Source organism: Flavobacterium sp. GW823-FHT04A11 (assembly GCF_058796535.1).
Window position 1 is genome coordinate 3,595,414 of record NZ_CM179503.1, and the last position, 21,920, is coordinate 3,617,333.

Here is a 21,920-nt window from a genome sequence, read left to right on the forward strand (position 1 = left end):
AAAATTGAGAATAACAAATTGAGTTTTTTTTGAAAATTAATTTTAGTTCTGTTATCGATGAAGAAATTAATACTGTAAAATCGTAATTTTTTAAGTTAAAAACCCAAAGCTGTTTATAGTTAATTACTTATATTTGTTGACCAAAAAATAACCAAATAGTGACCCACATAAATAAATTAAAAATATTTAATGATCCCATTTATGGGTTTATTTCCATCCCGAACGAGCTTATTTACGATTTAATTCAGCATCCGTATTTTCAGCGTTTGCGACGTATTTCTCAAATGGGATTATCTTATTTGGTATATCCCGGAGCCAATCATACCCGTTTTCATCATGCTTTAGGCTGTATGCATTTAATGCAAAAAGCTATTGAAACACTTCGTTTTAAAGGCGTTGCGATTTCTCAGGAAGAAGAATGCGCTTTATTGATTGCTATTTTACTGCACGATATTGGGCACGGACCATTTTCGCATGCTATGGAAAAAAGTATTGTTGAAGATGTCAATCACGAAGCGATTTCTTTATTATTCATGAATCAGTTAAACGATGAATTTGACGGAAAATTAAGTTTGGCCATTCAGGTTTTCAAAGGAGAATATCACAGAAAATTCATGCTGCAACTGATTTCAAGTCAGTTAGATATGGATCGAATGGATTATTTGAAGCGTGATAGTTTTTATACCGGAGTTGCAGAAGGAAATGTAAATTCGGAGCGCTTGATCCAGATGATGAATGTTGTTGACGGCGTTTTGGTTATCGAAGAAAAAGGAATTTATTCTGTTGAAAAATTCCTGCTTTCGAGACGATTAATGTATTGGCAGGCGTATTTGCATAAAACAAGCCTGGTTGCCGAATTAATTTTGATGAAGACTTTAAAGAGAGCCAAAGAGCTTACTTTAAAAGGAGTGAATTTGCCTTGCAGCGAACCGCTTTTGTATTTCATGAAAAATAAAATTACACTTGAAAATTTTGATGCAGAGAAATTAGATTTATTTTCTCAATTAGACGATTTTGATATTATCAGTGCCTTAAAAGCCTGGCAAAAGCAAGATGATTTTATACTTTCTACATTAAGTAAAATGATCATTAACAGAGATTTACTAAAGATTAAGTTGAGTGCAGAAAAGATTCCGATGGAAGAATCCCAATCTCTAAAGGAAGAATTTGCAGAGGAACATCATATTTCGGCAGTAGACGCCGGATATTTTATTTTTAGAGGTAAAATAAAAAACCAGGCTTACAGCAAAGAAGCCGAACCGATACGAATTTTGAAAAAAGATAAAACAATTGAGGATGTTGTTGAAGCGTCTGATCAGCTGAATTTGAAATCGTTATCTAAACTGGTGACAAAATATTATATCTGTTTTCCAAAACAACTTATCTAAAATTAACATTTAAAATCTATTTTTTATATTTTTGTCGCGATGAAATTTACAGCAGAACAAATAGCAGGAATTTTAGAAGGAGAAGTTGTTGGGAATCCCAATGCAGAAGTTTCTCGACTTTCTAAGATTGAAGAAGGCGAGGAAGGATCGCTTACTTTTTTGGCTAACCCGAAATATATCAACTACATATATACTACAAAGGCTACGGTAACGATTGTTAATGATAGTTTTGTACCAGAAGCCGAAATCACTACCACTTTAATAAAAGTTGAAGATGCGTATGCCTCTTTTTCTAAACTTTTGCAGTTTTACAATCAGGTAAAATTGAATAAAAACGGAATTGAAGCGCACTCTTTTCTGTCTGAAGGAACTAAATATGGAGAAAATCTATATTTGGGAAGCTTTAGTTATATTGGTCAAAACGTAGTTTTAGGAGATAATGTAAAAATATATCCTAATAGTTTTATTGGCGATAATGTTGTTATTGGTGACAATGTATATATTTTTGCTGGCGCTAAGATTTATTCTGAAACTATAATAGGTAATAATTGTACGATACATTCGGGTACAATTATAGGCGCAGATGGTTTTGGTTTTGTGCCAAATGAAGAAGGAATTTATAGTAAAGTACCACAAATTGGTAACGTAATTATAGAAGATAATGTAGATATTGGTGCCAATACTACAATTGACAGAGCAACTCTTGGTTCTACGATTATTAGAAAAGGAGTTAAATTAGACAATCAAATTCAGATTGCACATAATGTAGAAATTGGTAAAAACACTGTAATTGCTGCTCAATCAGGCGTTGCAGGTTCTACAAAAATTGGCGAAAACTGTATGATTGGCGGGCAGGTTGGTATCGCAGGCCACTTAATAATAGGTAATAATGTTAGGCTTCAGGCGCAGTCAGGAGTAGCAAGAAACATCAAAGACGATGAAATTTTGCAGGGAACTCCATCGCTGGGTTATACGGATTTTAACAAATCATACGTTCATTTTAAGAACTTGCCTAAAATTGTTGCCGAACTGGACGAATTAAAAAAACAAATAATAAACCCAAAAAATGGAAATAATGGTTAAACAGAAGACCATCAAAAATGAAATTTCGCTAACAGGAGTTGGATTACACACTGGAAAAGAAGTTACAATGACTTTTAAACCAGCTCCAATTAATAATGGTTTCACTTTTGTAAGAGTAGATTTGCAAGGTCAGCCAGTGATTGAAGCTGATGCTAATTATGTTGTTAATACGCAAAGAGGTACCAATTTAGAAAAACTAGGTGTAAAAATTCAAACTCCTGAGCATGTTTTAGCCGCATTGGTCGGATGTGATCTGGATAATGTTATCATAGAATTAAATGCTTCTGAACTGCCTATCATGGATGGTTCTTCAAAATATTTTGTTGAAGCTATAGAAAAAGCCGGAATCGAAGAGCAAGATGCCAAACGTAATGTGTATGTAGTAAAAGAAGTTATTTCGTTTACTGATGAAGCTACGGGAAGCGAGATTTTGGTAATGCCAAGCGATGATTATCAGGTTACTGCAATGGTAGATTTTGGTACTAAAGTTTTAGGTACTCAAAATGCAACCATGAAAAGTATTGCCGATTTTAAAGATGAAATCGCAAATTCAAGAACTTTTAGTTTCCTGCATGAATTAGAATCTTTATTAGAGCATGGTTTAATTAAAGGTGGAGATTTAAATAATGCAATTGTATATGTAGATAAAGAAATATCTGAATCTACAATGGAGAATTTAAAGAAAGCTTTTGGTAAAGATAAAATTTCTGTAAAGCCAAATGGAGTTTTGGACAACCTTACTTTACACTATCCAAACGAAGCTGCACGTCATAAATTATTAGATGTTGTGGGAGATTTAGCTTTAATTGGAGTAAGAATTCAGGGAAAAATTATTGCTAATAAGCCAGGACACTATGTAAATACCCAATTTGCTAAGAAAATTGGAAAAATCATTAAAATCGAACAAAGAAATCATGTTCCGGTTTATGATTTGAATAAAGAACCTTTGATGGATATTCACAAAATCATGGCGATGTTACCACACCGTCCACCGTTTTTGTTGATTGACAGAATTATAGAAATGTCTGATCGCCACGTTGTTGGTTTGAAGAACGTGACTATGAACGAAAATTTCTTTGTAGGACATTTTCCTGAAGCTCCGGTTATGCCGGGAGTTTTAATTGTTGAAGCTATGGCTCAGACAGGAGGAATTTTAGTATTAAGTACAGTTCCGGATCCTGAAAATTATTTAACGTACTTTATGAAAATTGACAATGTTAAATTCAAACATAAAGTATTGCCGGGTGATACTTTAATTTTCAAATGCGAGTTGATTTCTCCTATCCGTAGAGGGATCTGCCACATGCAGGCAAACGCTTACGCAAATGGTAAATTAGTTACTGAGGCAGAATTAATGGCGCAAATTGTAAAAAAACAATAATAATTTAATGAAAATTATTGTTTACGTTTGTTGCCCAAATTAGACTATTTTAATTTAAAATATAAAACATACAGATGAATCAACCATTAGCATATGTTCATCCTGGCGCTAAAATCGCTAAAAACGTTGTAATTGAGCCTTTTACAACAATTCACAATAATGTTGTTATTGGTGATGGTACCTGGATTGGTTCAAATGTAACCATCATGGAAGGCGCTCGTATTGGTAAAAATTGCAATATTTTTCCAGGAGCTGTAATTTCTGCGGTACCACAAGATTTAAAATTTGGCGGAGAAGATTCTCTTGCGATAATTGGCGACAATTGTACTATCAGAGAATGTGTAACGATAAACAGAGGTACAGTTGCTTCCGGACAAACGATTCTTGGAAACAATTGTTTAGTTATGGCTTATGCTCATATTGCTCACGATTGCGAAATTGGAAACAATGCTATTATTGTAAACGGAGTTGCTCTTGCAGGTCACGTTGTAGTAGGAAATCATGCTGTAATTGGTGGTTTGGCAGCGATTCATCAATTTATACATATTGGAGATCACGCGATGATTTCCGGTGGATCTTTGGTTAGAAAAGATGTTCCTCCTTATACAAAAGCCGCAAAAGAACCATTATCATACGTTGGTATTAATTCAGTTGGTTTAAGAAGGAGAGGATTTAGTACTGAAAAAATTAGAGAAATTCAGGAAATTTACAGAATTTTATACCAAAAAAATTACAATACAACTCAGGCTTTAAGTATTATTGAAGCTGAAATGGAAGCTACTCCTGAGAGAGATGAGATTTTAGATTTTATCAGAAACTCATCAAGAGGAATCATGAAAGGTTATTCAGGAAATTATTAAATAAAAGTTCAATCGTTTATTTGTTGAATCGTTTAGTCGAAACAAATAAACGATTTAACGATTCAACGAAATATTAAATAAAACAAACAAAATGGCATCTACATCAGATATTAGAAACGGATTATGTATTAAATACAATCACGATATTTATAAAATCATCGAATTTCTTCACGTAAAACCTGGAAAAGGACCAGCTTTCGTAAGAACAAAATTGAGAAGTTTAACAACTGGAAAAGTATTAGACAATACATTTTCTGCGGGACATAAAATTGACGATGTACGTGTTGAAACACATAATTATCAGTTTTTATATGCTGAAGGAGATGAATTTCACTTTATGAATACAGAATCTTATGAGCAAATTTCTTTAAATAAAAATATTTTGGATGCTCCAGGATTATTAAAAGAAGGTACAAGCGTTATGGTTCAGGTTAATACTGAAACGGATTTGCCTTTATCTGTAGATATGCCATCTTCTGTAATTCTTGAAGTTACGTATGCTGAGCCGGGAGTAAAGGGAAATACAGCTACAAACGCAACAAAATCTGCTACGGTAGAAACAGGAGCAACTGTAAACGTTCCTTTATTCATCAACGAAGGTGATAAAATTAAAATTGATACCGCTTCAGGTTCTTACATGGAGCGTGTAAAAGAGTAGTTTTTATGAGTTTTCAGTTTTCAGTCTCAGTTGGCAGTTTGTTAATATAGATTGAAAACTGAGACTGAAAACTGAGACTAAAAACTAATAATTATATGAAATTTCCAAAAGTTCACTCTTTACGAGAAATTGCAAATTTGCTTAATTGCGAATTTATAGGAGACCAAGACTTTCCGGTTTTAGGTATGAACGAAATACATGTTGTTGAACCAGGCGATATTGTTTTTGTTGACCATCCTAAATATTATGATAAAGCTTTACAATCTGCCGCTACAATTGTTTTAATTAATAAAAAAGTAGACTGTCCGGAAGGTAAAGCACTTTTAATTTCTGATGATCCTTTCAGAGATTTCAATACTTTAACCAAACATTTTAGACCTTTTCAGGCCACAACTGTAAACATATCACTTTCTGCAACTATTGGAGAAGGAACTGTGATTCAGCCTAATTGCTTTGTTGGAAACAATGTAATCATTGGGAAAAACTGTTTAATTCATCCTAATGTTACCATATATGACAATACCGTAATTGGCGATAATGTCATTATTCATGCGGGAACTATCTTAGGAGCCGATGCTTTCTATTATAAAAAACGTCCGGATGGTTTTGACCAGTTAATTTCCGGAGGAAGAGTTGTTATTGAAAATAACGTTGGTATTGGAGCTCTTTGTACAATAGATAAAGGCGTAACCGGCGATACAACCATTGGAGAAGGAACAAAATTGGATAATCAGGTTCACGTTGGACATGATACTGTAATTGGTAAAAAATGTCTGATTGCTTCACAAACAGGTATTGCAGGTTGTGTTATTATCGAAGATGAAGTTACAATTTGGGGACAAGTAGGAACAACGAGCGGAATCACAATAGGAGCGAAGGCTGTTATTATGGGACAAACCGGTGTTACGAAATCTGTTGAAGGCGGAAAATCTTATTTTGGAACTCCAATAGAAGAATCAAGAGAAAAGTTAAAACAATTAGCCAATATCAAAAAGATTCCTGAAATTCTAAATAAATTGAAGTAATATGTCTATAAAAGAATTTGTTCAAAAATTTTATAAGTCGGATGCCTTAATTGATAGCGAAATCATGAAAACTTATTTGCATCCCGATGTTAAGTTGGATTGGAATAGTACCAAAGGATTGATTGAGATGGATTATGATTCGATGTTAGCAATGGCCAACGAACTAAGTCGCGCGTATGTGCGTTCTAAGGTAAGAATAAGTCATATTATTGCCGAAGATGATTTAGTTTCAGTACGTTATTCTCATTTTGTGAAAACGATTGAAAACCCAAGAGAAGAAATGTTATTGGCACATTTTGCTACGATTTGGCAAATTAAAGATGACAAACTTTATCGCGGTTATCAAATGAGTCAATTTTCTTAATTTTTTTGATGACAAAAAGGTTAAAATAGATTACAAAACCTTATTTTTGCAACACAATTTTAAAAACTACATAAAATATATATCATGAGTGTTTTAGTTAATAAAGATTCCAAAATAATTGTTCAAGGATTTACAGGAAGCGAAGGAACTTTCCATGCTTCTCAAATGATTGAGTACGGTACTAATGTTGTTGGTGGTGTTACTCCTGGAAAAGGGGGAACTAGCCATTTAGACCGTCCGGTTTTTAATACAGTAAAAGATGCTGTAGATCAAGCTGGGGCTGATACATCTATCATTTTTGTTCCGCCGGCTTTTGCTGCTGATGCAATTATGGAAGCTGCTGATGCTGGAATCAAAGTAATTATTGCTATTACAGAAGGAATTCCTGTAGCAGATATGATTAAAGCTAATAATTATGTTAAAGAAAGAAATTCTAGATTAATCGGACCAAACTGTCCTGGAGTTATTACTCCTGGTGAAGCTAAAGTTGGTATTATGCCAGGTTTTGTTTTCAAAAAAGGAACTGTTGGTATCGTTTCTAAATCAGGAACTTTAACTTATGAAGCTGCAGATCAGGTTGTAAAACAAGGTTTAGGAATCACTACAGCTATTGGTATTGGTGGAGATCCAATTATTGGAACTACAACTAAAGAAGCTGTTGAATTATTAATGAACGATCCTGAAACTGAAGTTATCATCATGATTGGTGAAATTGGAGGTCAATTAGAAGCTGATGCTGCTAAATGGGTTAGAGCTGATGGTAACCGTAAACCAGTTATTGGTTTTATCGCTGGAGAAACTGCTCCTGCAGGTAGAACAATGGGTCACGCAGGTGCTATTGTTGGTGGTTCTGATGATACAGCTGCTGCTAAAAAACAAATTATGAGAGACAACGGAATTCACGTTGTTGATTCACCAGCTGAAATTGGTAAAAAAGTAAAAGAAGTACTTGGTTAAGATCCAGTATTCAAGATAACAAATTCCAAAAAAGTCTCAATATTTGTTGAGACTTTTTTACATTTTTAAAATGTACGGAATAAATTTAAAATCTCAGCAACTTAGTCCCGATTGCTATCGGGATAGAACTTAGAAGCTTAAAATAAGAAATATGTACAAAGAATTAGAAAAGTTTAAAGTAAGCAATAGTTTTACTTTTACCATTGAAGATAGTTTAGAACAAGCTTGTAATGCTCCGGAAGCTGGTGCAGGAGTTTTTGTAGTTTACGCTATTGAAGGTGATGCAAAAGAATTAATCATGGTTGCTTCTACAGGAACTGTTCAAAATGATGGAACTCTAAAAAGCAAAAATGGCGGTTTATATGATAAAATCGTAAACGGACACCAATTTGCAAAAACAGGAAGAAAATATTCATGGCCTGCACAAATGAAATTAGAAAGTATTGATGCTCTTGAAGTAGTTTGGTACGAAACTTTTAATGCAGATGTAAAAGCAATTCCAACTGCAGTTGAAGGACAGGTTTTGCAAAATTTCTTAGATGAAAATTCAAAATTACCAAGATGGAATGTAGCTTTTTAAAAGCTGTTTGAAATAAAATTTCTCGAAAGCCTTACTATTATTTAGTAAGGCTTTTTTTATTGTGTTTGGTGTTAATAGTTGCTGTTTTATTGGGAATTTCAATCTAAAAAAATTATGTTTTTTGACTAAGTTAAATTGATAAGGGGTTTTTAACAGCAAAATTTATTAAAGAATAAACTTATATAAGTATCTGTAAAATCTCACAATTGTAAGGTTCTTCAAATAAAAATATTTTTTAACATTTATTTAAGATCCCTGATGTAGTCTAAGATAAGGAGCAGTTTGTATATTAAGAAACTGCTTCCTTTTTGTAAAAAAATTGTTTTTATATTTTTGCTTTTATATATTTATCGAACAATGTTAAAGGATAATGTTAAAAAACTATTCTCTCAACATTAAGAAAAGCATTTCTTCGAAAATATACCACGCCTGAATAAATTATGAAAAGCCAAACTTTAAATAGCAAACCATTAGACGATAATACTCTTTGGAGTAATTTAAAAGCTGGCGATGAAAAATCTTTTTCGCTGCTTTTTGAAAGATATTATAAAGATTTAATTAGTTACGGAAATTCACTTTCGCCTTTTTCAGAAAAGGTGCAGGATTCTGTTCAGGATGTTTTTGCTGATATTTGGGTTTACAGAAACTCATTGCAGGAAAATGTTGTTGTAAAAGCTTATCTGTTATCAAGTGTTAGAAAACGAATAGCCCGCTTATTTCAAAGAGATCATATTTTTCGTAAAACGACTTCGACCGAAGCACTTGAATTTCTTTTTGATTTCTCGATCGAAAATGATCTGGTTGAAGATGAAGTGACTGCAGAACGTGTTTTATATTTAAATAAACTTTTAAATGATTTGCCGCCACGTCAAAAAGAGGCTTTGTATCTAAGATATCATCAGGGTTTGGCTGTTGAACAAATAGCCGAATTGCTAGATGTTAATTATCAGTCGGCAAATAACCTGTTATACCGCGGATTATTGAGTCTTCGTAAAGAATGGAAGGGCAATTTAACCTATCTTTTGCTACTATCTTCGGGGGTTTTACAATTTTCTTAAAAAAAACTTAAAAAAAATCACAATTAAGTGAGTATGTAATAAGAAAAGTGTCCTCTATGTTTTTGTAACCCTATTTCTAAGATGCAAAAACGTAATACTTATACCGAAATCGAAGACCTTTTATCCGATCAATCCTTTCAATTGTGGGTTTTATTTAAAATTGATGAACAAGGCTGGGAGGAATGGACTTTAGAAAATCGTCAACGAGCCAAATTAGTTGAGGATGCCAGACTTTTATTGTTAGCCATGAAAGTTACGAATGCTAATTTATCTCAAAACGAGATTTATTCAGCATTAGAAGCAACCTGGAAAAAAATCGAAATAAAAGAAAATTTTTATAAAACCACAAAATCAAAAGTAGTACAGCTAAAAAAGTATTGGCTGACTGGTGTCGCAGCAGCCTTGGTTATTTCTTTATTATCTGTTTGGGCTTTTAAAAATAATACCATCACTGGCAATACTGTTGTTACCTACAATGAATTGATAGAAGAAAATAACGAAGGACTGGTTGAACAGACTAATAACTCGGATATTTCTCAAACTATTACATTATCTGATGGAAGTTCGGTTTTATTACAGCCAAAAAGTAAATTAAGTTATCCTAAAATCTTTACCGGAAATGAAAGAAAGGTCTATTTATCCGGCGAAGGTTTCTTTGAAATTAGTAAAAATCCCAAAAAACCTTTTTTTGTTTATGCAAACGAAATTGTAACAAGAGTTGTAGGTACTAGTTTTAGAATTAAAGCATATCAGGATCAGCAAAATGTTGAAGTTCTTGTTCGCACCGGTAAAGTAAGGGTAAAATCTAATAATTTAATTTCTAATGCAACAGATCATGAAGTGGTTTTACTTCCTAATCAGGCGCTTCGATTTATTCGTAAAGATTTAGTTTTTAATAAAATAACCAATATTACAAAAGACGAAGTTCTGGTTAAAAGTGTTGGAAATATCGAGCAGTTGAGCTTTGAGTTTAACGATATTCCGATTGCTCAGATTTTTGAAACCATAGAACAAGCGTATCTGGTTAATATTGATTATCCAAAAGATAAATTAAACGACTGTCATTTAACAACTTCACTAAGCGATCAGCCGTTACCGGAAAAACTTAAAATTATTTGCAAAAGCATTGGTAATGATACCAGTTTTGAAATGAACGGAAATCAGATTACAATATTTTCCAAAGGCTGTAACTAGAGGAAAAAAACTTTTTAAAATAAATAAATCAACCAAAAACTAAACTATAAATATATTTAAATGCCTATGTAAGAATAAAATACATAAAAAAAGTGCCGAAATGCTGTAACATTATCGACACTCCAATTTAATTGAATTGCTTTCTGTAAAAAGTAATTCATCATGTTTCTTAGAATACACTCGAACAGTATTAATCAAAACACACCAAAATTATGAAAAAACCAGTTGTTAAACAACGATTACTCCACCGAATCATGAAAATAACGCTATTTCAGTTTGTCTTAGCACTTGTATTTTCAAGTGTTACAATGGCAAACAGTGTAAATGGACAAAGAAAGCTAGATACAAAAGTTACGATTACTGTTTCAGATTTAACACTAGATAATGCTTTATCTAAACTTCAAAAATCTGCACACGTAAAGTTTTCGTACAATTCCAGATTGCCCCAATTGAACCAAAAAGTTACAATAGAGGCCAATCAGGAAGTTTTGTCTAGTGTGCTTAATCGAATATTAAAACCCTTTAATATTACTTTTTCGGAAGTAAGCAACCAGATTATTTTACAAAAAGACAATTCATTAGAACCTTTTTCTAATTTAGACAACAACAATTCTTTGTTTGATGCGCTTATGGCAGGGCCAATCATTAAAGGAAAAGTTACAGATCCATCTGGTGTGCCGCTTCCTGGCGCAACTGTAATGGCAAAAGGAACGAAAGTAGCTGTATTGACTGATTTTGATGGAAATTTTTCTATCGAAATGCCGGCAAACAGTACTTCATTAGTTATATCTTATGTTGGTATGGAAACCAAAGAAATTGGTATCGAAAATACATCTCCAACAGTTATTTTGAACGAATCAGGTCAAAATTTGAAAGAAGTTGTCGTAACAACAGGTTACGAAAAAACTTCAAAAAGAACATTTACAGGTGCTATCAGTAAAATTTCAGGAGCTGAATTAAAAGTTGATGGGGTTGTAGATGTGAGCAGAATGATTGAAGGTAAAGCTGCCGGTGTTACTGTACAAAACGTAACAGGTACTTTTGGTACGGCGCCAAAAATTACAGTTCGTGGATCTTCTTCAATTTTTGGAGATACAAAACCATTATGGGTAATTGACGGAGTTGTTCAGGAAGATATCATCAATTTATCATTTGCAGATTTAGCGTCTGGAAATTCAGAAACATTACTAAGTTCTTCTGTTGCAGGATTAAATGCAAACGATATTCAAAGTATTGAGATTCTTAAAGATGCATCTGCAACATCTATCTATGGTTCAAGATCATTAAATGGAGTTGTAGTTATTACAACAAAACAAGGTCGTAGAGATTCTCCGTTAAAAGTAACTTATGGTTTAGAGCAAACAGTTAGAGGAGTTCCAAATTATAGCCAATATGATATTTTGAATTCTCAGGAATCTATGAGTATCATGAAGGAAATGGAAGCAAAAGGATATTTAGATTTGCCTTCAACGGTAAACGGAAGATATGGTGGAGCTTACAATATTTTAGGTAGAGCTATCAATACTTATGTACCAGAAACAGATAGTTATTTAGTTAATAATGATCCTGTTAGCCGTAACAATTTTTTAAAGAAATACGAATTAGCCAATACAGATTGGTTTAACGTTTTATTCAGACCATCTATCACACAAAATCACTCTTTAAGTTTTTCTGGAGGTGGTAAAAACAATACATTCTATGCGTCTTTAGGATATTATACAGATCCGGGATGGACAATTGCTGATGATGTAAAACAAATTTCATCAAACATCAGAGGTACATTTTATGTAAATGACAGATTAAACATTACTTTATCTACATTGGCTTCTATACGTGATCAAGGTGCGCCGGGAAGTTACGAAAGTGAAAAAGATGTTGTTTTTGGAAAAGTAACACGTGATTTTGATATCAACCCATTTAACTATGTTTTAAATACAAGCAGAACTTTACGTCCTTATGACGATAATGGTAATCTTGAATATTACAGAAATAACTGGGCTAAGATGAATATCATCAACGAATTGGCAAACAATTACATGGAAATCGAAGTGAAAGATATCCGTTTCCAATTAGATTTAGATTATAAAATTAGTCCACATTTAAATTATAACTTAACCGGTTCAGCTCGTTATGCAAACACAAGTCGTGAGCATAAAATATTAGAAGGTTCAAACGTTGTTGGAGCTTATAAAGCGGGTACACCAGATGGTGAAGACGGAGTAAATACTTTGGTAAGGGATGATAATATCTTTTTATACCAGGATCCAAATGATTTAACAGCTCCTAAAGTTTCTGTTTTACCAAATGGAGGTTTCTTAAGAAAATTCACTAACGACTTAACTTCTTATAATTTAAGAAATAGTGTTAATTACAGAAATACATTCAGTGATAAACATGAAGTAGAAGGTTTATTTGGTACAGAGTTAAGAGTTGTTGACAGAAGCAGTGATAATTTTACCGCTGCAGGTTTACAATACGACAGAGGTTTAACTGCCTTTACTGATCCTAGAATTATCGAAAAAATCATTAATGGAGGAGATTCTTATTATGGTTTTAATGAAGAAAAAGAAAGAACAGTTGGTTTCTTCGGAAAAGTAGGTTATACGTATGATCGTCGTTATACAGCTTCTGTTACAGGGCGTTATGATGGATCAAACAGACAAGGAAACAGCGATTCTTCAAGATGGCTGCCTACATATACTTTTAGTGGAAAATGGAATGTTGCTGAAGAAAGTTTTATGAAAAATGTTGAATCAGTAAATACTTTGGCATTAAGAGCTTCGTATGGTTTAACAGCTACTGCTGGACCAGCGACAAACTCTTTGGCTATTTACAAAAGTTATGTTACAGATCGTTTTAATCTTGATGACAGAGAAACTGGAATTCAGATTGATGAATTGCAAAATGGAAGCTTGACTTGGGAAAAACAATTTGAAACTAACATAGGTGTTGATCTTGGAATGTTTAACAACAGAGTTCAGTTAACAACAGATATTTATCGTCGTAAAGCATTTGATTTAGTTGATTATGTGATTACTTCAGGAATTGGGGGAGAAAGAATCAGACAAGGAAACAATGCTGATATGGAGACTAAAGGTTTAGAGGTTGGATTTACAACTAAAAACTTTGATAACCAAAATTTTAAATGGTCTACAACACTTAATTTTTCTGTTTACAAACAAGAAATTACAAAGTTAGAAAACACACCAACTGCATTTGATTTAATTGATGCAAATGGAGGAAATACGCTTGGGCACCCTAGAAATTCATTGTATTCATACCAATTTACAGGTTTAAACAATCAAGGTTTGCCAACTTTTGTAATGGCTGACGGAGAAACTGATAATATTACAGGAGCAAATTTCCAGGATAATTTAAATGTTACTAAATATTTAAAATATGAAGGATCTATTGAACCAAATAAATCGATCGGTTTATCGAATACATTTACATATAAAAATTGGTCTTTATATGTGTTTTTTGTTGGATCAGGAGGAAACAAAGTTCGTTTAAATCCAGTATATGATAGTACTTATGATGATTTAACAGTTTTCACTAAAGATTTTACTAATAGATGGATAAATCCTGGAGATGAAAATTATACGAACATTCCGGTAATTGCAGACAAACGTTTAAATGCTAATTACGGAGGAGAACGTACACTTGCAAGAGCTTATAATACTTACAATTATTCTGATGCCCGTATTGCAGATGGAGATTTTGTGAGACTAAAAAATATCTCGTTGAGTTGGGAATTTCCAAGTGATTTCAAGAGAAAATTAGGACTTACTACTTTTACATTAAAAGGTTCTGCGGTTAATCCTTGGTTACTTTATTCTGATAAGAGATTAAATGGGCAGGATCCTGAGTTCCGTAATTCAGGAGGAGTTGCTTTACCGGTAACATCTCAATATACTTTTACTTTAAACCTTTCATTATAATAGTCAAAATTATGAAAAACTTAAAAATAGCATTATCCCTATTGATACTTATAAGTATTACTAGTTGTGATGATTTCCTTTCTGAAAAACCAGATAACAGAACAGAAATAGATACTCCGGATAAAATATCCGAGTTATTAGTAAATGCCTATCCTCAAATGAGTTATTTTGATATTGCAGAAACAATGTCAGATAACGTTTTTGACAGTGGTATGGCACAAACATTACTTAAAAACGTGCAAAACTATAATTGGGAAATTCAGACAGAAACTGCTGATATTGACACTCAGGCATACTATTGGGACGCTTGTTATACTGCTATTGCACATGCCAATAAAGCTCTTGAAGCTATTGATCAATTAGGAAATTCACCAAGTTTAAATCCGCAAAAAGGAGAAGCATTATTAGCCAGAGCATATTCTCACTTTATGTTGGTTTCTCTTTGGTCTAAACGTTATAATCCTGCTACGGCTGCGACAGATTTAGGAATTCCTTATGTTACAAAACCTGAAACAGAATTAATGACAAAATATAAACGAAATACTATAAAAGAGGTTTTCGATTTTATTCAAAAGGATATTGAAGAAGGATTGCCATTAGTAACAAATGATTACAAAGAGGCTAAATTTCATTTTAATGTAAGTGCTTCAAAAGCTTTTGCCAGCAGATTTTATTTAATAAAAGGAGATTGGGACAGAGTAATTGAATTATCTAATGATTTAGGCGCAAAACCAGTAGGTAAATTAAGAGATTTCGCATCTTATGACTTACTTAGTGCTGTTGATCAAAGATTAAGCTATGCGAGCAGTGATGCTGAAACAAACTTATTAATCGTATCAACAAATTCAATTGTAAGCAGATCATACTCTTTAAACCGTTTTTATCTTTCAGGTGCAAGATATCCGGAAATATTCGGAACTGCGACAAGCCTTTTTGCTAAACCATGGCTTTATAATTTCTATTCATCTAATAGTAGTATAACAGTTTTCCTTCCAAAGTTTTACGAGTACTTCAAATATACAAACGTAACAGCTGGTATTGGTGAGCCTTATGTTGCAGAAGTTTTATTAAGTAACGATGAATTTTTCTTAAACAGAATCGAAGCTCATGTAATGAAAGGGGATATCGCCTTAGCAAATGATGAGCTGGAATATTTTCTGTCAACAAGAACTGCAGGTTATGTAGCTACAGATAAAGTAACTCAGGCAAAAGTAGTGGCTAAATATCCGGTAATTGCTGATGAATATACACCATTTTACACCATGACTCCGGTACAGACATCTTATATCAAAGCAATTGCAGAAACAAGGAGAAGAGATTTTATACACGAAGGAATGAGATGGTTTGATGTAAAACGTTTTAACCTTGTAGTTAACCACGAAATAACGAATCAGGCGACTAATGTTTTAGCAAAAGACGATAACAGAAGAGCGTTACAAATTCCGCTTCACGCGTCGAATACAGGTGTTGAGTTAAATCCTAGATAAACTTTAAAAGTAAAATTTATGAAACTAATAAAATATAATAAAATTGCAATGTTAATTATGGTTTCAATGGCCGTAATTTCATGCGCGCACGATGAGCAGCCCGGAGATAGCCAACTGGATTATACACAACCAATAAGAACAGAGCTTGATAACTGGATTGCAACAACTTATTTGAATCCATATAATATTAATGTACAATATAAATGGAATCAAAATACGGTAGACAATAGTCGCTATTTGTTTCCGCCAACAATTGACAAAGTACAACCGGCACTGGAAATTGTTCAGACAATCTGGCTTAAAAGTTACTCGGAAATTGGAGGAGCAGATTTCGTAAAGAAAATTGCACCAAGAGAAATTGTTTTAGTTGGAGGTGTAAACTTAAACAGCGTAGGAACAAGAACTTTAGGTTTAGCCGAAGGCGGTCAACGAGTTACCTTGTTTGAAACGGATTATATTGATCAGTCTGATCGTGACAATGTTTCAGAGTTTATTCATACAATTCAACACGAATATATTCATATTTTGAATCAGCACAAACCATTCGACGAAAAAGCATGGGCACGTATAACGCCTGTAGGATATACAGCAGACTGGTACAATTATGATATTCCGGAATCAAACGAAATTGGATTTATCACCAGTTATGCCAGATCAAATATCAATGAAGATTTTGCTGAAACAGCTTCAATGATATTAATATATTCAAAAGCAGAGTATGCAGCATTTTTAGCAGGTATTCAGGATCCAACAGCTTTAGCGGCATTACAAGCAAAAGAAGCACTTGTTGTAAAATATTTTAAAGAAGCTTACAACATGGATTTTTATGCTTTAAGAGATGCCGCTGAAATAAATACAAATGCTGTTATAACTAATTAAAACGACGTATTATGAAAATTAAAAACATATATAAGTTCTTATTTGCAGCGTTTCTAGCGTTGCAGCTAAGTGCCTGTGATAACAATACAGAGGCAGAACCAAAGTTTGATAAAGCACCAACTGAGCGTTTAAATGCTCAAATGGCAGAATTAAAAGAAGCATTACTTTCTTCTCCGGAAGGATGGAAAGCAATCTATTTTACAGATAATACTGTTCTGGGCGGATATACACATTTTTTTAAATTCGCAGAAGATGGTACAGTTGTAATGGCTTCTGATTTTGATCAAAGCCAGGATACTGATGTAAAGTATAAAAGTGAATACCAAATACAATTAGGAAGCACAGTAAGTTTAACATTTACAACAAAAAACTGGATCCATCTTTTATCTGAATCAGATAATTATCCAATAGCGGCATTAAGGGCAAAAGGATATTTGGGAGACTTTCAATTTTTGTATTACGGACAGGAAAATGGCGAGATTATTTTTAAAGCCAATAGAAACGGACAAGAAATACGTTTTGTAAAAGCAACAAAAGAAGATTGGGATAATTTGCCTAAAAACTTTGACATGATTCCTAATGTAATAGGATCTAATGCAAGACCATTATTCAGATTGTTGGAAACAAATGACGGAACAACAAAACATCAGTTTGATTTTACATTTTCGCCTATTACGCGTTATGCAACAGCAAATTCGATAGAAACCGGTTATTCTGTAAGCTTCAATTTTGGAGTTGGTTATACACCAACAGGAATTGTTGTAAATCCTGGAATACAAGTTGGAAGCCAAAAATTAACTGATTTCGTTTACAATGATGCTGATGGAAGTTTTACGGCAACAGGAACAAACGGAGCTACGGCAACAATAAAATATACAAATAAACCCCTTATAATTACCGAGGATTACAAAGTAATGCTTCAGGCGCCACAAACTGGTTTTGCATATATACATGCCAATTTAGCGACAGCACCAAGTAATTCTGCACTATTTAATTCATTAATCGCTGAAATTCACGCTAATTTACCTTCAACACAAAAAGTAAATCGTATTCAGTTCACTTTTAATGATGCGTTTGGAGAAAGTTATATTTCTTATACATTTACAGGTGGTAAAACTACTATTTATCACAACTTTACTGTACAGGAAGATGCCGTTAATAAGAGATTAATCCTTATTCCGGGAACATGGCAGGCTAATACAGGAGCAGTTATTGCAGAACCTGCATTACTTAAAAAGGTAGATGCTGAACTTATGAATCCGAGTGGTTTATACGTTAAAAAAGAAACATTTAAAATTGCTTTCACCAACACCATTTACACTTTTACAAGTTCAACAAGTAACTTTAGAATGACAACATACGCATTCCAGTAATAGTTTAGTTTTGATTTTTATTTTGAAGAAGGAGCAGCTCAATTTTTGGGCTGCTTTTTTGGATAAAACTTTAAAATTTAGATAATTAACTTTAATATATTATGATCAAAAAATATCTGACACTAACAAACATAATTTCCTTTTTTTGGATTGCTGTACTTTTCTTGATATCACAATTCTATCCTGATTATAACAGATATTCTTTGTATGTATCCATAATAATAATGATTCCATTCATAATTGTTAATCTTGTAAAAAAGAGAAGAGAAGATAAAACCAATGGTACAGAGAATTTTAAATTATCAATTTATAATATCGTGATCGCAATGGTATTTGTGGGAATTTTATTTTTTCTTATCAACTCAAATTATCCATCAGGATTTTAATCTTTAGTTTTAGATTTATTTTAAAGAAAAAGCAGTTCAAACGAACTGTTTTTTTATTTTAGAAATGTCTGCTATTATTAGTTTTTGCTAATTTTGAAAATTTATCCGTTCTAAAAGCCTTTTTTTAACTTAGGATCTCAATATCTCAGAAACTTCGTAGCGATGAGCCTTGCAACTTTGAACCTTTTTTGCAATTGCTATTTTTTTAAAAAGGGAATTATCATATATTTGACAAGTCATTCATAAGCCCCGAATGAAGCCGTTTTTTTTTATGATAGTTATCATCATTAGAAAGACAAAAGCTAAAAATAAAAATAAATTAATTTTGAATATGAAATTACTAGAAGGAAAAGTTGCCATCATTACAGGCGCTAGTCGTGGAATTGGGAAAGGAATTGCAGAAGTTTTTGCTAAACATGGTGCAAACGTTGCTTTTACATACAGCTCATCTGCAGCTTCTGCAGAAGCTCTTGAAGCAGAATTGAACAGTTTAGGAGTAAAAGCAAAAGGATACCAATCGAATGCGGCCGATTTTAATGAAGCGCAAACTTTCGTTGACGCTGTTTTGGCAGATTTTGGAACAGTTGATATTTTAATTAACAACGCCGGAATCACAAAAGATAATTTATTGATGCGTATGTCTGAAGCTGATTTTGATCAGGTTATAGATGTAAACTTAAAGTCAGTATTTAATATGACTAAAGCAATTCAAAAAACATTCTTAAAACAACGTGCAGGTTCTATTATCAATATTAGTTCAGTAGTTGGAGTTTCCGGAAATGCAGGACAAACCAATTATGCAGCTTCAAAAGCCGGAGCCATTGGTTTTACAAAATCAGTAGCATTAGAGTTAGGTTCTCGTAATATCCGTTGCAATGCAATCGCTCCCGGATTTATCGAAACTGAAATGACAGCAAAATTACCGGAAGATGTAGTAAAAGGATGGAGAGACGGAATTCCGTTGAAACGTGGCGGAACTACAGAAGATGTTGCAAATGCATGTCTTTTCTTAGCTTCAGATTTAAGTGCTTATGTTACAGGACAAGTACTTAATGTTTGTGGAGGAATGCTAACCTAAAAAAAGTTTCAGTTTACGTTTTTCAGTTTCCTCTGAGAACTAAATACTATCTAAAAATTCAGTTTACGCAATTTTCAGTTATTTTTGATTACTGAAAACTGCCACTGCAAACTATAAAATATGACTACAAATACGATTCTGTTATTATTACTTTCTTTAGTAATCGCTGGTGGGTTGTCGTATTTTCAATATTTTTTCAAAGCCAAAAACCAATCCAATGTGATTTGGTTTTTGGCTTTTTTACGTTTTTTAGCCATTTTCGGATTATTGCTTTTACTGATAAATCCAATAATGACCAAGAATTCGCTGGAAATCACCAAAACACCTTTGGCAATTGCGGTTGATAATTCCAGTTCGATAGTTGCTTTAAAATCAGATAAAAAAACGGCCGAATTATATCAGGCTCTTGTTTCAAATCCTGCATTACAGGAAAAATTTGAAATACAATCTTATCAGTTTGATGCAGATTTTAAACCTTCTTCTACATTTGATTTTAAAGGAAAACAAACTAATTTAGACGAAGTTGCAAAAAACTTAAAAAGCATCAACAAAAACCTGATTTTCCCAACGGTTATTATTACCGACGGAAATCAAACTACAGGAAACGATTATGTATATCGATTTGATCCTGTCAATAAAATTTATCCTTTGGTTGTGGGAGATACAACTACATTCTTAGATTTAAAAATCAATCAGTTAAACGTAAACAAATACGCTTTTCACAAAAATAAATTTCCTGTTGAAGTTTTTCTTCAATATGCCGGAGATAAAAACATCAACGCTGATTTTAGCATTTCACAAGGAAATTCAGTTGTAGCAAAAGAAAAAGTTTCTTTTTCACCTTCTAAAAAAACAGCCACTTTAAACTTGCTTTTACCGGCTGACAAAGTGGGATTACAAATTTTTAAAGCCACAGTTTCTGCTAACACAAAAGAGAAAAACAGTTATAATAACGTCAAGAATTTTGCAGTTGAAATCATAGATCAAAAGTCGACAATTGCAATCGTTTCGGCCATAAATCATCCTGATATTGCAGCCTTAAAACGTTCAATAGAAGTTAATGCGCAACGTAAAGTAATATTGGTTAAACCAAATGATATTAATCAGTTGCAAGACGTTTCTGTTTTGATTTTATATCAGCCAACAACGGCTTTCAAAGCAATTTTTGACAATAATAAATTAGCCGGAACAAACACGTTTATAATTACAGGAAACAACACCGATTTTAATTTTCTAAACCAACAACAGAACAATTTGGTTTTTAAAATGAGCAATCAAAGAGAAGATTATTTAAACGAATTTCAGTCGCAGTTTAATTTATTTGCAATTGAAAATATAGGTTTCGAGAATTTTCCACCGCTTCAAAATCCATTCGGAACCATAACCACAAATGGGAATGTTTCTGTTTTGCTTTCCTCAAAAATTAGAAACGTTGCCACAAATGCTCCTTTATTGGCTTTCGCCGAAAATCAAGGCAAACGTACGGCATTTCTCTTAGGAGAAAATAGCTGGAAATGGCGCTTACAAAGTCATATAGACAATCAGTCTTTCGAAAAATATGATGTATTTATCGATAAAATAATTCAGTTTTTGGCAACATCAACTTCCAGAAAATCATTAGTTGTCACACACGAAAGCTTTTATAATTCGGGAGAAGCCATTGTGATTAATGCACAATATTTTAATAAAAACTATGAGTTTGACGAAAAGGCAAGACTTACCATTACCGTTACCAATGCAGAAACCAAACAAGCAAAAAACTACGACTTATTAAAAGGAAATAATTCTTTCTCAGCAAATCTTAACGGTTTACAAGCCGGCAAATATAACTTTACAGTAAAAGAATTAAATTCCAATACGGTTTATTCAAGTCATTTTGAAATTTTAGATTTCGATATCGAAAAGCAATTCGTAAATCCGGATGTTTTAAAATTGAAACAATTGGCTTTACAAACAAATGGAAAAGCTTTCTTTGAAAATCAGGTGGACGATTTGATTAAAACATTAATTGAAAACAAAGATTATAAATCAATTGAAAAGAATGTTTCAACTAAAACACCGTTAATTGATTGGGTTTGGCTATTAATTTTAATTGCTGTTTTATTGACTACAGAATGGTTTGTTAGAAAATATAATGGTTTGTTGTAGATTTTGCGATAAATTTGTTTCTGTGCGAATTATAAATTTAATGGAATATAACTAGTAACTTTTAAAGCTTTAGAATCCAT

At 32.9% G+C, this 21,920-nt stretch carries 18 protein-coding genes; all 18 read left to right on the forward strand.

What is annotated here, in order from left to right; genetic code table 11:
- The first annotated feature begins 158 nt into the window (after positions 1 to 158).
- Complete coding sequence (locus AC3QL1_RS15575) at positions 159 to 1,388, forward strand: HD domain-containing protein (protein ID WP_492492759.1); 1,230 nt, start codon at positions 159 to 161, stop codon at positions 1,386 to 1,388.
- Between the two features lie 39 nt (positions 1,389 to 1,427).
- A complete protein-coding gene (lpxD, locus tag AC3QL1_RS15580; RefSeq protein ID WP_492492761.1) occupies positions 1,428 to 2,471 on the forward strand; it encodes a UDP-3-O-(3-hydroxymyristoyl)glucosamine N-acyltransferase in 1,044 nt (347 codons plus the stop codon).
- The gene (locus AC3QL1_RS15585; RefSeq protein ID WP_492492763.1) at positions 2,464 to 3,852 is read left to right on the forward strand and encodes a bifunctional UDP-3-O-[3-hydroxymyristoyl] N-acetylglucosamine deacetylase/3-hydroxyacyl-ACP dehydratase; all 1,389 of its coding nucleotides are present in this window, start codon (positions 2,464 to 2,466) and stop codon (positions 3,850 to 3,852) included. The genes lpxD and AC3QL1_RS15585 overlap by 8 nt, the downstream gene beginning before the upstream one ends.
- 74 nt (positions 3,853 to 3,926) lie before the next feature.
- Complete coding sequence (gene lpxA, locus AC3QL1_RS15590) at positions 3,927 to 4,712, forward strand: acyl-ACP--UDP-N-acetylglucosamine O-acyltransferase (protein ID WP_029270176.1); 786 nt, start codon at positions 3,927 to 3,929, stop codon at positions 4,710 to 4,712.
- 91 nt (positions 4,713 to 4,803) lie between these two features.
- Positions 4,804 to 5,370: an elongation factor P gene (gene efp / locus AC3QL1_RS15595; protein WP_492492766.1), complete on the forward strand. Its 567-nt coding sequence runs from the start codon at positions 4,804 to 4,806 to the stop codon at positions 5,368 to 5,370.
- A gap of 95 nt (positions 5,371 to 5,465) precedes the next feature.
- Positions 5,466 to 6,395 (forward strand): UDP-3-O-(3-hydroxymyristoyl)glucosamine N-acyltransferase, encoded by a 930-nt coding sequence (locus AC3QL1_RS15600; protein WP_492492768.1) that lies wholly within the window; start codon positions 5,466 to 5,468, stop codon positions 6,393 to 6,395.
- 1 nt (position 6,396) lies between these two features.
- A complete protein-coding gene (locus AC3QL1_RS15605) occupies positions 6,397 to 6,759 on the forward strand; it encodes a nuclear transport factor 2 family protein (RefSeq protein ID WP_492492770.1) in 363 nt (120 codons plus the stop codon).
- A gap of 84 nt (positions 6,760 to 6,843) precedes the next feature.
- On the forward strand, positions 6,844 to 7,716 hold the full coding sequence (gene sucD, locus AC3QL1_RS15610) for a succinate--CoA ligase subunit alpha (protein ID WP_492492772.1): 873 nt from the start codon (positions 6,844 to 6,846) through the stop codon (positions 7,714 to 7,716).
- 151 nt (positions 7,717 to 7,867) lie between these two features.
- Complete coding sequence (locus tag AC3QL1_RS15615; protein WP_492492773.1) at positions 7,868 to 8,296, forward strand: hypothetical protein; 429 nt, start codon at positions 7,868 to 7,870, stop codon at positions 8,294 to 8,296.
- A gap of 440 nt (positions 8,297 to 8,736) precedes the next feature.
- Positions 8,737 to 9,354, forward strand: coding sequence for an RNA polymerase sigma factor (locus tag AC3QL1_RS15620; RefSeq protein ID WP_492492775.1), 618 nt, complete (start codon positions 8,737 to 8,739; stop codon positions 9,352 to 9,354).
- 81 nt (positions 9,355 to 9,435) lie between these two features.
- Positions 9,436 to 10,548 (forward strand): FecR family protein, encoded by a 1,113-nt coding sequence (locus AC3QL1_RS15625; protein WP_492492777.1) that lies wholly within the window; start codon positions 9,436 to 9,438, stop codon positions 10,546 to 10,548.
- Between the two features lie 212 nt (positions 10,549 to 10,760).
- The gene (locus tag AC3QL1_RS15630; protein WP_492492779.1) at positions 10,761 to 14,489 is read left to right on the forward strand and encodes a SusC/RagA family TonB-linked outer membrane protein; all 3,729 of its coding nucleotides are present in this window, start codon (positions 10,761 to 10,763) and stop codon (positions 14,487 to 14,489) included.
- Between the two features lie 11 nt (positions 14,490 to 14,500).
- Positions 14,501 to 15,976, forward strand: a complete 1,476-nt coding sequence (locus tag AC3QL1_RS15635; protein ID WP_492492781.1) for a RagB/SusD family nutrient uptake outer membrane protein — start codon at positions 14,501 to 14,503, stop codon at positions 15,974 to 15,976.
- A gap of 18 nt (positions 15,977 to 15,994) precedes the next feature.
- The gene (locus AC3QL1_RS15640) at positions 15,995 to 16,855 is read left to right on the forward strand and encodes a substrate import-associated zinc metallohydrolase lipoprotein (protein ID WP_492492783.1); all 861 of its coding nucleotides are present in this window, start codon (positions 15,995 to 15,997) and stop codon (positions 16,853 to 16,855) included.
- 11 nt (positions 16,856 to 16,866) lie between these two features.
- Entirely contained in the window at positions 16,867 to 18,228 is a 1,362-nt protein-coding gene (locus AC3QL1_RS15645; RefSeq protein WP_492492785.1) for a DUF4302 domain-containing protein, read from the forward strand.
- Positions 18,229 to 18,452: 224 nt separating this feature from the next.
- The gene (locus AC3QL1_RS15650) at positions 18,453 to 18,614 is read left to right on the forward strand and encodes a hypothetical protein (protein WP_492492786.1); all 162 of its coding nucleotides are present in this window, start codon (positions 18,453 to 18,455) and stop codon (positions 18,612 to 18,614) included.
- A 331-nt stretch (positions 18,615 to 18,945) separates the two neighbouring features.
- Positions 18,946 to 19,692 (forward strand): 3-oxoacyl-[acyl-carrier-protein] reductase, encoded by a 747-nt coding sequence (gene fabG / locus AC3QL1_RS15655; RefSeq protein WP_492492788.1) that lies wholly within the window; start codon positions 18,946 to 18,948, stop codon positions 19,690 to 19,692.
- A 120-nt stretch (positions 19,693 to 19,812) separates the two neighbouring features.
- A complete protein-coding gene (locus AC3QL1_RS15660; RefSeq protein ID WP_492492790.1) occupies positions 19,813 to 21,840 on the forward strand; it encodes a hypothetical protein in 2,028 nt (675 codons plus the stop codon).
- Positions 21,841 to 21,920 lie beyond the last annotated feature (80 nt).

Coding starts and splice junctions, on each gene's coding strand:
- lpxD (WP_492492761.1), top strand. CDS start 1,428: ATGAAATTTACAGCAGAACAAATAGCAGGAATTTTAGAAGGAGAAGTT.
- AC3QL1_RS15585 (WP_492492763.1), top strand. CDS start 2,464: ATGGTTAAACAGAAGACCATCAAAAATGAAATTTCGCTAACAGGAGTT.
- lpxA (WP_029270176.1), top strand. CDS start 3,927: ATGAATCAACCATTAGCATATGTTCATCCTGGCGCTAAAATCGCTAAA.
- efp (WP_492492766.1), top strand. CDS start 4,804: ATGGCATCTACATCAGATATTAGAAACGGATTATGTATTAAATACAAT.
- AC3QL1_RS15600 (WP_492492768.1), top strand. CDS start 5,466: ATGAAATTTCCAAAAGTTCACTCTTTACGAGAAATTGCAAATTTGCTT.
- AC3QL1_RS15605 (WP_492492770.1), top strand. CDS start 6,397: ATGTCTATAAAAGAATTTGTTCAAAAATTTTATAAGTCGGATGCCTTA.
- sucD (WP_492492772.1), top strand. CDS start 6,844: ATGAGTGTTTTAGTTAATAAAGATTCCAAAATAATTGTTCAAGGATTT.
- AC3QL1_RS15615 (WP_492492773.1), top strand. CDS start 7,868: ATGTACAAAGAATTAGAAAAGTTTAAAGTAAGCAATAGTTTTACTTTT.
- AC3QL1_RS15620 (WP_492492775.1), top strand. CDS start 8,737: ATGAAAAGCCAAACTTTAAATAGCAAACCATTAGACGATAATACTCTT.
- AC3QL1_RS15625 (WP_492492777.1), top strand. CDS start 9,436: ATGCAAAAACGTAATACTTATACCGAAATCGAAGACCTTTTATCCGAT.
- AC3QL1_RS15630 (WP_492492779.1), top strand. CDS start 10,761: ATGAAAAAACCAGTTGTTAAACAACGATTACTCCACCGAATCATGAAA.
- AC3QL1_RS15635 (WP_492492781.1), top strand. CDS start 14,501: ATGAAAAACTTAAAAATAGCATTATCCCTATTGATACTTATAAGTATT.
- AC3QL1_RS15640 (WP_492492783.1), top strand. CDS start 15,995: ATGAAACTAATAAAATATAATAAAATTGCAATGTTAATTATGGTTTCA.
- AC3QL1_RS15645 (WP_492492785.1), top strand. CDS start 16,867: ATGAAAATTAAAAACATATATAAGTTCTTATTTGCAGCGTTTCTAGCG.
- AC3QL1_RS15650 (WP_492492786.1), top strand. CDS start 18,453: ATGATTCCATTCATAATTGTTAATCTTGTAAAAAAGAGAAGAGAAGAT.
- fabG (WP_492492788.1), top strand. CDS start 18,946: ATGAAATTACTAGAAGGAAAAGTTGCCATCATTACAGGCGCTAGTCGT.
- AC3QL1_RS15660 (WP_492492790.1), top strand. CDS start 19,813: ATGACTACAAATACGATTCTGTTATTATTACTTTCTTTAGTAATCGCT.